Here is an 11,921-nt window from a genome sequence, read left to right on the forward strand (position 1 = left end):
GTCGTCGTCGCAAAAGATCCGTAACATAACGGCTTATGTTACGGAGAAATTTTAGTTCCAAAACCCATCTCAAAACTTCCTTTTACGTTGAATTTCAAAATAGACAGCCTTATGCGTTTTTGGAACGATTCTAAATGTTTAGACATACTTGAAATTAAGCAAACAATGATATATACTTATAGATATATTTAGGAGTATATATGGGAAAGCCGCTTATGATTCAGCCTGAAGACGATAATAGAATTGAAAGTTTAAAAGAGAAGACCGGAGCTAGATCCAAAGTCGATGTGGTTCGTGCCGCACTCACTCTTTTAGAAGAAGACGTAAAGCGCTCTGAAAGAGTAAAACGATGGGAACGAGCTGCGAAAGTCGTTGGTAAGTCGGGATTAGATGTTCTTAAAGAATTTCAAACCAAAGAAAGGTTTAAGAACCTACCATGATATTACCTAAAAGGTGGCACGTTTATACAGTCGATTTAGAACCACGGATTGGGACAAAGCCCGGTAAACAGCGCCCGTGCATTTGTATTCAACCCTCAGAGTTCTGCGCGGCAGGTCTTGGCTCTGCTCTTATTATCCCTCTAACAACAAACCTGCAATCCGAAGATACGTTTCCTATTAGAGTAAGAATTCCCAAAGGAACATGCGGGCTAGAAAAAGACAGTGAGGCTCTCATTGAGCAGATTTTAGCTTGGGATACTAGCTTATTTAAGCAAGATCTAGGAATGCTTCCAGAGGGGTTACAAGAAATTTTAAAGGCCGCAATTAAGGACTTTCTAGATCTTTAAATATAGAAATCGAGGCAAGGATGCTCATCGGATACGCGCGAGTTTCAACACAAGATCAGTCTATGGACCTTCAAAAAGATGCATTGGTTAAATCCGGCTGCAAAGAGGTCTTTGAAGACGTTATCAGTGGATCCAAATCCGAGCGCGAAGGACTCGACAAGCTTCTAAAATACGTCCGCCCTGGCGACACCGTAGTTGTCTGGAAGCTTGATCGCCTTGGGCGAAGCCTTAAGCACCTTATTGAGCTTGTGCATATGTTTAATGATCGCGGAATCGGTTTTAAATCCCTCCAGGAAAACATCGACACAACCACCGCCAGCGGGAAGTTGTTCCTTCATATCTTCGGAGCTCTTGCGGAATTTGAGAGAGAACTCATTAAAGAAAGAACCCTTGCGGGATTAAAAGCCGCCGCAGAACGTGGTCGCAAGGGCGGCCGCCCTCGTGTGATGGATGAAAAGAAAATCGAGCAGGCCCGCGCCCTACACCGCTCAAAAATTCCTATAACAGAGATCTGCGAAACTCTAGATATCTCAAAAGGCACGCTATACAGAAATTTATCTCAATATTTATGACGCAAGCTATACAATAAAATTTTAATTGCCCTGCTCTCCATACAAATGCTGAAATCATTCATAATAACTAGTGAAGGGATCTCAGCATGAAAAAACCACTTGTTTTAGCAGTTATGTGTCACAAAGGTGGGACCGGCAAAACCACAACAACTCTTGGCCTAGCTGACGGTTTTTCTAATGCTGGAAAAAAAGTCCTCATTGTTGATGCTGATGAACAATCAAATATAAAAACTATTTTTGGGATTAAACTGCAACAAGCAGAGGGTGGCTTAGCAGCGACACTGCTTGATAATATCAAGCCTGAAACGCTGGCAATTAGCACACGTCCAAACATTGATGTTATATTATCCGGCGGGCGCTTAATGCGTGAATTTGAAAAAACTCATGCTAATACACCAGACTCCGAACTCCTCATGAAGAAAAGAATGCTGGGATTGAATCAATATGACGTGATCATAATTGATACTCCTCCTGCTCTATCGCTCATTTCTACTAACATTATTACCTTTGCTGATTATTTACTTTTACCATGCTCTCCTGATCTGCTTTCTGTTGTTGGTGTTAAAAACACTTTAAACTTCATTGAAAATATTGAAGGCCACCTAAAGAAGCAAAATATTCCAGTAGCTCAAGTTTTAGGAATTATTCCAACCATGTATGATGGCCGAAGAAATTTAGATATGGATATTGTCGATGACCTTCATCGACTTGAGGACGCAGATCTTCTTCGTGGTGGTCGGGTTTTCTCACCGATCAGAAATGACATCAAAGTAAAAACGGCTCAAGTAAAGCGAAGACTCTTATCTGAGGCCTTCCCTACGGCTAAAGCTACTGAAGATTACACTACAGTAACAACTGAAATTATAGCCTCTGTAGCTACGGAACCATCGACTGAAAAGGTTCATTCAAAACGTGAACTAGAATTGATGGTATAAAATATATGAGTCGAAAAGAACGCAAATCCAAAGGGACGCTTTCAATTTTAGACGAATTTACTTCTGAGTCAGGAGCTGGAGAAATTATCTATTCTCCGAAAGCTCCAGCCGATGTCATGCAACGTATTGAAGAATCCACAAAGCGTGCCGATATTCCGCTATCAAGTAGATCTAATTGGGATGTTGACCAGTCTACAACTACAATTTGTCTACAAACGGATAACAAACAGGCAACAAAACCAGAGACAAACCAAAGACAAAGTAAAGACAAAGTGGAGACACAACTAGGGACAAAGTGGAGACAAACTGAAGACAAAGTAGAGACGGTTATCCATCAAAACAGAGACTCTTCATTGGAAACTAGAGACAAAGTAGAGACGCAACCGAGGACACAACTAGGGACAAAGTGGAGACAAACTGAAGACAAAGTAGAGACGATTGCCGAATTTTCAAGCCTTGTTGGTTTACAAAGAACTTTAGTTATTTTTCTTTATGGATCTTGTAAGGCGGCTCGCTCTTATGAAACTGAAAAACTTTCAATTGAGCACATCGCAAAGTCCTGTGAAACAAGCGTCAGTTCTGCAAAAAAGACTCTTCAAAGGCTTGAACAAAAGAGTTTCTTACAGCGAGTAAAATTCAAAGATGGCCGAGGTGGATGGACTATTTATGAGCTTAAGAATGAGGTGTTTCAAGACCTTCTGCGAGCAGAAACTGAAGACAAACTGGGGACAAAGTGGAGACAAACTGAAGACAAAGTAGGTACACAACTAGAGACACAACCGAGGACAACCAGTCCCTATAGTAGTAGTAATTTAAATATAAATACTAATACAATAGAGCTTCCTGAAAACCTCCGACGTTTTGGAATTTCTCCGACCAACCTTCAAAATCTCATTAATTCCGGCAAGGCAACCCAGGATGTCGTTGAACGAAGTCTTGCAGCCTTAAGCTTTGACGTTGAGCATGGGAAGACTGGAAGTCTTGCTAACATTCTTTTTGGGGTTCTTGGGACGGGTAGGGAGTACATTAGCCAAAAGTATTCAGAGTCCTTGCAGAAAGAACTCGACGCAGAACTTGCGAGAATCCAGCAAACAGAAGAAAGCCAAAAGAAGTTAGCTGAGACTAAGTTGCAAATTCAATTTCGAGAGTTCTTAGCTAAAAACCCAAACTTCCTGGAAGAAGTACGGGAGAAAAACAAAGGATTCGTTAAGACACAGGATCTTTTAGAGAAAATGGCTTTTGAGGAGTTTAAATCTCTGCCCAACTCAATACAGGCTATATAAGCTGAGAATGTTTCAAAACTGGACGATATTACAGGTGATATCATTAAAGTGGACAGGTGATATCGCCGATGATATTATCAACCTATGGATTTTCAATCAGCATACGACATCTTAGCGAATCCAAAGAATGTGGCCTTTAGTGATCTTTTGCGAATTTGTAATGAAGCCTTTGGTGAGCCACGGGTTAAAGGTAGCCATCATGTTTTTAAGGTTCCGTGGCTGGGACAGCCATGGGTGAATTTGCAAAAAGATGGGAAAATGGCAAAACCTTATCAAGTAAAGCAAGTAACTTCGGCCTTGAAAAAGTTGGAGGAATTAAAAAAATGAAAACAAACCGCGTAAATGAGGCCCTGAGTAAATATACATATCGCGCCGAGTGGTCAGAAGAGGATGACGTTTTTATTGCTCGGACTCTTGAAGTGCCAAGTGTGCTTGCTCATGCCGACACACCGGAAGGTGCAATTAAAGAACTAAAAGTTGCTTTAAGCCTAGCTCTTGATTCGATGCTTGAGGACGGAGAGCATATCCCGGAGCCAATCTCTTTGCATAAATTCAAGGGAAGGTTTTTAGTTCGAGCGACCCCTGAGTTACATAAAGAAATCACTATTCAAGCCGCAGAGTCCGGCGTTTCTGTAAACCAATTTGTTCTAACTAAACTCGCGGGGCGATAAAAGTAGAACCAAGATTTCGCATTGCGAAATCTTGGTTGCCAAGGGTTCAAGGGAATGGAGTTCCCTTTTTCATAAGCCAACAAAGCTATCCAAAATCAAATCCCAGGGCGGCCGCATTAGTGCTTAATCGCCTCAAGGTTAGTTTTTTATATCATCACCGCCACATCCATACTCGCCGAAGTATATACGTAGCCTGTAGGGCATTTATGTGCGTTTTCTGAAGTTATGAGTATTTCACGCGAAAGCTACGCTCAGATTCAGCGCAACAAGGCTGCTTAATTTTATTGCACATCACCTCTCAAAATTGATAGAGACCTGATCCCAAAGACCCCTCTAGGTAGTTGGAGGGGATCTTAGAGGGGTAAAAGTTTGAAAATTATCCTTAAATCAATGACTTACTAAAATACGAGCCGCCCGCTTTTACTCCTGAGCACCCACACACAACGTGCGGGTGCTCAGGAGTAAAAGCGGGCGGCTTAGCTCAGGGTGGTTAAGTAGATTAATTGAGTGATGAGTTGGGTGTGGGGGCCGGGTACTAGTAGGGTACTTGAGATCAGGATTGGGGAATTTGAAATGATAGAAGTTGTTAAAAGGGATGAAGGGATCTGGGTTCAAAAAAGGGATTTAGAGATCTTAAGGTTTTGTTTGGAAATGAAGTTTGCGGATGTTGAAAGTTTAAATCAAAAGTTCTTTGATGCAAAAAGTCAGGATATGTTTGCGGCAAGAAAAAGGATCCAAAAGTTAGAGGCTGTTGGGTTTTTGCGTTCAGTAAATTTGCTTTCCGGGACGGCCAAAAAGTTCTATCTGACCACGCCAAAAGGTCACCGAGAGCTGACCAAGTTGTCTAGCCCGAGAGACCAAGTCTCTCTAGGCCTTTCCTTACCAAACCCAGTTTCAAAGCTCAGTGTGGTCACTTTTGAGCATGATCTTGGCGTTTTAAAGTCCCGCTTGGAACTTGAAAAACAAGGCCGAGCGTCCAACTGGAGATCAGAAAAGTTGCTAAAATCTCAGGCCGAGGCTGCCACCGGAAGGCTGCAAAGGGACTTCATGCCGGACGCCATTTTTACTTCTAAGCACGGCAAAGTATGCGCCTTTGAGTATGAGAATAAACCAAAATCTGAAAATCAACTGCGAGAAAAGGTGTTCCGCCTTAACGCGCTTATGACCGAGAAGGATCCAGTTTTTGAGGCGTGTTTGTTCATTGCTTCAACGGAAAACCTAAAAAACAAAATCAAAAAAATGACCGACCTCATTCCAAATAAGTTCGTGGTGCAGTCCAGAGACGAACTTTTCGGGAAAGGCAAAGGGGACCTCGATGTCACAAAGTAATAGCAAACCGAATCCACAAGAAGACACTTTGCCGCAATTGATTTTTATGCTGCTTGGTGGAGTTGTGCTTTTAACATTCCTGCCGGTGATGGTTTTTTCCATGATCTTTGCTTACTTAAGCTATGCCTCATTTTATGAAAAAGAGGAGCGCAAGTGGATCCGTTCGGGAATCATTTTAGCCAGTGGGTTTTTTATTACGTTTGCGGGCTGGGGATATTTGCGCGAAATCATCCCGACGCTGATTGAGGGCGGAAGTGTTGCCAAAAAGGTTACAGGGATTTTAGCAACGCCTTTGGTGGCAAAGGGGGCTTTTGCGTATTTCCTGTTAGTGCCTGGCGGGTGGTATTTGTTAAATATGAAAGGCCCGTCGTTTGCTCTTTATAACGGCGTTAGAAACCTCACGCTGTTCTTGTTTTGGCCTTTTAAGATTTTAAAAATTACAGTGGCGGCACTTGTGGCCGGTATAACGGGGGCCATATTTAACATTAAGCTTGAGCCTCATGGGCTTGCCATAAGGGGTTTTGTTCTTCTGTCGGGTCTATTGCTCTCGGAGTTTTTATTCAGATACGCAAATAATCTAGCGCCGACACCGTCTTTAAAACTGGTGGCGATTGCCGTAGCTGGGAGTTATCTGGCTGTCTATTGGTATCACTTTTTGTTCCATTTGGGTGAAAAAGATCCTGCGGCCGTTAACCTTGTCGAGTCCATGCGTGGGAATGATATTGAAATCGGAAGGCTCACTCATCCCAAAAGAATGCCGTTAAGACTTTCTTGGCGTGATATTAACCATCACATCCATATCCTGGGGCAGCCAGGAGTTGGGAAATCGGTTCTTTTAAAGAACATCTACGCTCACCAAATTATGCAAGGTGAGGGGCTTTTGATGCTCGACCTAAAGGCTGACTACAAGGTCCGGGAGGACTTTAAGAGTCTTTGCAAGATGGCGTCTAGAGAGCAGGATTTTGTTCTGATCGATCTTAGTCACCCGGAAAGCTCTTACGGCTATAATCCTTTACTTTTGGGGAACGCGACAGAGCTTAAAGATAAGATCATCGGGGCCATTGAGTGGAGTGAGCCATATTACAAGAAAGTATCTGAAAGAACTCTTCTTACGGTTTTAAGGGGCTTAGTGTATTTAAGAGACCAAAAAGGGATGGTCTCTAATCTTGAGGATTTGCTCGTAGCAATTTCTACCGTTCAGGGTGTAACTCTTTTAGCGGAGCAGGTAGATGAGGCTTCAATACGGGCCGACATTCAAAACCTTGCAGCTGGGTTTAGTAAGGACTTTGCAAAAGACCTTGAGAGCTTAAAAACTGAGCTGACGCTTTTGGTGAAAGCAGAGTTTGGGGGCATCTTTAGTTGCGAAAATACTCTGGACGTTTTCTCAGCCATTATGGAGAAAAAAGTCATCCTAGTGAACCTTGACGGGCAAACTTACAACGAGTCCGCAAAAAAGTTCGGAAGACTTCTCCTGGCGGATCTGAGATCGGCCAGTGGTGCAATTGTGACTAATATCCCAGAACAGGAAAGACCACGCTTTGCGGTCTTGGTGGATGAGTTTTCGGATATCGTATCAACCGAAGATATGGCAAAGACCTTTGTGGGCTTTTTAAATCGCTGCCGCGGCTCTGGAATTGGCGTTGTGATCGCGCACCAGTCTTTAGGGGACTTTAAAGATCCAACTGTCAAATCTCAGATTATGGATTCGACCGAGACCATGTTCTCGTTTGTGCAGAAGGACCCGGAAACGTGCGATATCTTGGCCTCTGTTGTTGGCACTAAAGAATCTTATGAAAAGACCAAACAAACCAAAGAGTGGATTTTTGGTGATGACAACACTGGGATGGGGACTAAGAAACTTGTGCATGAGTTTATTTATCATCCGAACGTCTTTAGGAATTTGAATGTTGGTGAAGCGATTTATGCTGCGAAGAAACCAAGTCGTTTTGGCACGGTTCAAGTGAAGATGCTGGAGATTCCTCATGAAGATATTGGAGAGGCAATAAAGCCGCAGCCACAAAAAATAACCACGCAAGTGAGCATGAGAACGGTACAACTTGAAAATCGCCTTTCAACTCAGCAAAAAGATTATAAAGAGTCTTTAATTCCCAGCAAAAATCAATCGCGAAATCCAATTCAAAAGGAAACAATACAGGATCTTGAGATATAAAGTCCCTTTATGAGACGCTAAATACTGGGTATCCACAGCGATAGCATCCTTTGGGCTCATAAAGTTGTTTAAAATCAAGCATTTATAATTTTTCGGGGGGGGGTAAATAAATTTAACTCGTATTCCGATACGTATCTTATGAAAATCAAAGCATTTTTGCTATTAATCACCGCACCTGTTTTTCTTGGTGCCTGCTCTATAGATGCGTCGCTGTCGGATCTTTCACAGATCCCTGACTCTGTTATAGAAAACCTGAACCGTAAAGAACCGGATTTTATTGCCGGTGAGGTTGTTACCACTAATAACGGCGTGGTGGTGACGGGATCTTTTGGTGAGATTGTGCAGAAAACAAAATTAGTAAACGGAGTTGAGGTCGAGGGAGTTTTTTATGAATAAGAAGTGGTACGTATATTCCTGTCTTATGTTGTTATTTTTTCTAATTTCTCCATCCTCTTTTGCCCAGCATAAAGGCATTAGCTTTCAAGGGGTGATTAAGCTTCCAGACGGAACGTATCCGACAAAGTCGGGAGTGACTGTGAATGCGCGCATTCTTTCACCGAACGATTGTATTTTGCGTGAAGAAAACTTTACCGGAGTAAATATCTCCAAAGGTTATATTAATTTAGCTCTAGGAACAGGAGCTGTGGAGGGAAATGATCCGGGCCTTACGCTAAAACAGGTTATGAACAACTCTTCGACGATATCTAATGGTCCAAGCCTACCTTCGGGGTTAGTTTGTCTTGCTGCCGATGGTTCCGTGAATGGCTCGGTCACAAGTTTTGATCCAACAAGCACAAACGGTGCCCGCAAATTCCGTATGAGTTTGTATGTTGACTCAATCCCGGTGGTTGCAGATTTTAATATGCGCTCAATGGCCTATGCGATCAACTCAGAGACACTAGAGGGAAAAGCGGCTTCGGATTTTGTGAGCATCAACAATGCCAAGGGTATGACGCAAACGAATTTAGAAAGTGTTTTTGATAGATTCACAAAGCTTGATGCGATTTTAAATGGTTTCAATGCTGGCGGAACATCGGCCGGGATTAACATTACCGGGAATGCTTCAACTGCGACGACCGCCACAAATATCAGCGGTACCGTAGCGATTGCAAATGGTGGTACGGGGGCAACGGATGTGGCCACAGCCCGATCAAATTTGGGCTTAGGTCCTTTAGCCACAATGAGTCCGACGGGAGCTAATGGGACTAAGTTTTTACGCGATGATGGGACCTGGCAAAGCGTGAGCGGTGGTGGTCTTACAAGCTGTCCTGCGGGATTTACCTTGATCGGCACCAGTGGCAGTGCGGATGCTTTTTGTATCTCATCAAATCCAGAAACCAGTGCTAATTGGTTGGGGGCAAATCAGACTTGTCGTGGAAAGTCACCAAAAGCACGCCTTTGTACTGCCAGCGAGTGGGCGGCGGCCTGTGTTGATGGCGCAGCCGGTCCAAATAATATGACAGGCCATTGGGAGTGGGTGGCCGATCTCTATACCTACCTCGTCCAGATGTTGGGCTACAGCGGTTGTGATTCATTCACCAACATCTCCGTGAGTCTCAACTTCGGTTCCCGATGCTGTTTTCGCTAGGGGTAAAAATTTAAATTTGGGGGTGGGGCCGAGTAGGCCCCACAAGGGCTATGTCTGAAGAAAAATCAGCGCAAAAATCCGAACAAAAAATTGAAGAGAACTTCCCCAAAGATCGCGTAGATCTATTTCCAGTCTTTCGCACGCTTTATGATTTGATTATCGAATTTGAGCGGGCTCATGCGCAGTTTCCGAAGATTCATAAGTACAGCGTGGGGAAACGTCTTTCAACGTCTCTGTTAATGGCACTGGAAGATGTAACCGAGGCGATCGTTGCCGAGGACCGCCGGGAACAGGCTTTGGTATCTGCGATTGTAAGGCTTGAAAAAAGTCGGATTCTGATTCGCATATCTCACGATCTGAAGGCGATTGATACAAAACGCTATGCTCGCTTTGCGCAGCTGATTGTATCGGCCCTGGCCCAGGTGGGTGGTCTTTTGAAGGTGGAAAAAAAGCGCTCTGACAAAGTTTCTGAAGTTGTGGATCGAAAGAACTCCAAGAAGTAAGATGCTCCAATTGAAATGTTACCTGCCCATGGCAGGCATATCCCATCCAGCTTTTGAGCCGTTGCTCCGTTTTACCGGGGGTTTGGCTTCCTTGCTGCATCATTTTTGAAAATTTACGCATTCTGTTTTTGATTCGCGCCATGTTGGCCGGCTTGATGACCCGCTTTCGATTGGTTACATGAAAGCCTAAAAACTCAATGCCTTTTTTCGCTTCACAAAGAACGATCTTGTTTGGGTGAACCTCAACTTCTAAAGTGTTTAAACAGAATACCTTTATTTCTTCCAGAAGAGCCTCTAGTTTGCATTTTTGTGGATGAACAATAACCAAGTCATCCATGAACCGAAAAAGATGTTTAAAGCCCTTTTTATGCACAATAAAGTGATCAAGCTCATTGAGATAAAGGTTCGCAAAAATCTGCGATGTTAGGTTGCCAATGGGCAGCCCTGTTTTTGGACTACTTTCATGCGAAGAAACTATTTTGTGGGACAGCCACAAGAGGTCTTTATCATTGGTGTCGCGCTCAATCAGTTTAAGCAACTTGTCGTGAGGGATTGAATCAAAGTACTTGCGAATGTCAATTTTCAGCATCCACGTCTCTTGGTTGGATTCAGAAAGTGAACGAAGCAGTGTTCGCAGTTTATTAAGAGCTTTCAGGTTGCCATAGCCTTTTCGGCAAGCATAGCTCATAGGCAAAGAACGTCGTTCAAAGTGGGGATTTAAGATCGAGCACAGGGCATGATGCACAATACGATCTCGGAAGTGACTTTCGAATATCTTTCGTTGTTTGGGCTCAAAGACGATAAAAGGTCTTTTGGTGCGCGGCTTGTACGATCTGGATTTCAAGTCTTTTGCAATGAGATCCAATTCACGTTCAAGATAAAACCAAAACCTCAGGACGGGACGGCAGCGCCCATGTCCCTTGGATGCTTTTTTGTACGAATCATGGAGGTGCGTAAAATTATAAACCACAGTGTGTAGTAGGTAATTGACATTTTGTTTGTACGCAATCATTATCTCTGCATCGGCTTATGCCTAGAGTGCGCAGGTTTACGGATTTTCGCAGAAGAGGTGAGATCAGATACCCCAGCCCTGTTGATGCAAGGGAAGTGCCCCAGAGGGTGCGCCTTCTGGGTTGATGTGGAAATTCAAACAGAGCTGATCGGCTACCATGTTTCCGTTGGATGCTGCCTGAATGAGTTTCGGGTAAGTGGGTGGCCGATCTCTATAACAACAACGGACAGATAATGGGCAACAGCGGTTGTGATTCATTCAACAACAACAACGTGAGTAACAACAACGGTTCCCGATGCTGTTTTCGCTAGCGGTTACAAGATCCATAAGCCGATTTTTTACGCCAAACAGAGGTTTGCAGTGAACTCACCTCAAAATGCAGTTTTTAAAGATTAGCAAGAAGTCTTAGTTTTTCTTTAATTTCTTTAAAGACTATTGGCGGAATTTTCCCAAGATGACGTTTGAATCGAGCATTATCAATGGACCTACTTTGATCAATCATGACTTCGCATTCTTCGTTATTACCGGCCATGTTTTTAGGAAAGACAGCTCTCAAAATATTTTCACCTGTCAAACGCGTGGTACATGGTAATATCCAGGTCGAAGGATGTTCAATCTCGTTTAGATAATCCGTTTGAATAACGACCACTGGTCTGATTTTCCCAGCTTCAGTTCCTTGTCGTGGATTTAAGTCCGCAAGGTAAAGATGTCCATGAAGTATCTTCATTATTCAAGACCTTCGCCAGATAGGGAATCTAGTTCTTTAATTTCCTTTTTTAATGATTCTCTTGTCGCCTCGGAAGCCTCTTTAAATGAAGATCTTAATGCTTTTCTATCCGTTGTTTCTTTCAAAAGAGTTAACCCACGTCGAATGACTTCAACTTTGGTTTTTGCATTTAGGGCTTTCATTAACTCATTGACGAGCTCCAACTCTAACGGCGGCAGTGTAATGCTTGACTTGGTATTAGTTCTCATACTTTTATAATACTCTTCTTTCATAAGAAAGCAAGCTCAAGTTATCATGACCCATAAGATATTGTTATAGATTCATATTTGCTCGTTTTTGAGACA

14 protein-coding genes and 1 pseudogene are annotated in these 11,921 nt (G+C 43.1%); 12 read left to right on the top strand and 3 right to left on the bottom strand.

Features of this window, described 5'->3' with window-relative positions:
• The first annotated feature begins 200 nt into the window (after positions 1-200).
• The 12 genes from ACZ5ZV_RS21265 to ACZ5ZV_RS21320 all read left to right on the top strand — a co-directional run bounded on the left by ACZ5ZV_RS21265 (position 201) and on the right by ACZ5ZV_RS21320 (position 9,838).
• On the top strand, positions 201-440 hold the full coding sequence (locus tag ACZ5ZV_RS21265; RefSeq protein ID WP_464121606.1) for a hypothetical protein: 240 nt from the start codon (positions 201-203) through the stop codon (positions 438-440).
• Complete coding sequence (locus tag ACZ5ZV_RS21270) at positions 437-787, top strand: type II toxin-antitoxin system PemK/MazF family toxin (RefSeq protein ID WP_464121607.1); 351 nt, start codon at positions 437-439, stop codon at positions 785-787. The genes ACZ5ZV_RS21265 and ACZ5ZV_RS21270 overlap by 4 nt, the downstream gene beginning before the upstream one ends.
• Positions 788-807: 20 nt before the next feature.
• Positions 808-1,359, top strand: coding sequence for a recombinase family protein (locus tag ACZ5ZV_RS21275; RefSeq protein ID WP_464121608.1), 552 nt, complete (start codon positions 808-810; stop codon positions 1,357-1,359).
• Between the two features lie 86 nt (positions 1,360-1,445).
• Positions 1,446-2,294: a ParA family protein gene (locus ACZ5ZV_RS21280; protein WP_464121610.1), complete on the top strand. Its 849-nt coding sequence runs from the start codon at positions 1,446-1,448 to the stop codon at positions 2,292-2,294.
• Positions 2,295-2,299: 5 nt separating this feature from the next.
• Positions 2,300-3,577: a hypothetical protein gene (locus ACZ5ZV_RS21285; protein ID WP_464121611.1), complete on the top strand. Its 1,278-nt coding sequence runs from the start codon at positions 2,300-2,302 to the stop codon at positions 3,575-3,577.
• Between the two features lie 84 nt (positions 3,578-3,661).
• Entirely contained in the window at positions 3,662-3,904 is a 243-nt protein-coding gene (locus ACZ5ZV_RS21290; protein WP_464121612.1) for a toxin HicA, read from the top strand.
• Positions 3,808-4,248: a type II toxin-antitoxin system HicB family antitoxin gene (locus tag ACZ5ZV_RS21295; RefSeq protein WP_464121614.1), complete on the top strand. Its 441-nt coding sequence runs from the start codon at positions 3,808-3,810 to the stop codon at positions 4,246-4,248. Before ACZ5ZV_RS21290 ends, ACZ5ZV_RS21295 begins: the two co-directional genes overlap by 97 nt.
• A gap of 651 nt (positions 4,249-4,899) precedes the next feature.
• Positions 4,900-5,577 carry a hypothetical protein gene (locus ACZ5ZV_RS21300; protein WP_464121616.1) on the top strand — a complete coding sequence of 226 codons (678 nt, stop codon included), beginning with the start codon at positions 4,900-4,902 and terminating at the stop codon, positions 5,575-5,577.
• Positions 5,564-7,747, top strand: coding sequence for a helicase HerA domain-containing protein (locus ACZ5ZV_RS21305; protein ID WP_464121618.1), 2,184 nt, complete (start codon positions 5,564-5,566; stop codon positions 7,745-7,747). Before ACZ5ZV_RS21300 ends, ACZ5ZV_RS21305 begins: the two co-directional genes overlap by 14 nt.
• A gap of 138 nt (positions 7,748-7,885) precedes the next feature.
• Complete coding sequence (locus ACZ5ZV_RS21310) at positions 7,886-8,143, top strand: hypothetical protein (RefSeq protein WP_464121599.1); 258 nt, start codon at positions 7,886-7,888, stop codon at positions 8,141-8,143.
• The gene (locus tag ACZ5ZV_RS21315) at positions 8,136-9,335 is read left to right on the top strand and encodes a hypothetical protein (protein WP_464121601.1); all 1,200 of its coding nucleotides are present in this window, start codon (positions 8,136-8,138) and stop codon (positions 9,333-9,335) included. The genes ACZ5ZV_RS21310 and ACZ5ZV_RS21315 overlap by 8 nt, the downstream gene beginning before the upstream one ends.
• Positions 9,336-9,385: 50 nt before the next feature.
• Positions 9,386-9,838: a four helix bundle protein gene (locus ACZ5ZV_RS21320; protein ID WP_464121620.1), complete on the top strand. Its 453-nt coding sequence runs from the start codon at positions 9,386-9,388 to the stop codon at positions 9,836-9,838.
• Between the two features lie 187 nt (positions 9,839-10,025).
• Here ACZ5ZV_RS21320 and ACZ5ZV_RS21325 read toward each other — a convergent pair.
• From ACZ5ZV_RS21325 to ACZ5ZV_RS21335, 3 genes and pseudogenes are all read right to left on the bottom strand, one after another.
• Positions 10,026-10,850: pseudogene (locus tag ACZ5ZV_RS21325) on the bottom strand (reverse transcriptase domain-containing protein); the annotation flags it as partial.
• A gap of 385 nt (positions 10,851-11,235) precedes the next feature.
• Positions 11,236-11,577, bottom strand: coding sequence for a type II toxin-antitoxin system PemK/MazF family toxin (locus ACZ5ZV_RS21330; protein ID WP_464121602.1), 342 nt, complete (start codon positions 11,575-11,577; stop codon positions 11,236-11,238).
• Positions 11,577-11,849: a hypothetical protein gene (locus ACZ5ZV_RS21335; RefSeq protein ID WP_464121604.1), complete on the bottom strand. Its 273-nt coding sequence runs from the start codon at positions 11,847-11,849 to the stop codon at positions 11,577-11,579. The genes ACZ5ZV_RS21330 and ACZ5ZV_RS21335 overlap by 1 nt, the downstream gene beginning before the upstream one ends.
• Positions 11,850-11,921 lie beyond the last annotated feature (72 nt).

It is taken from the genome of Bdellovibrio sp. HAGR004, assembly GCF_055397015.1.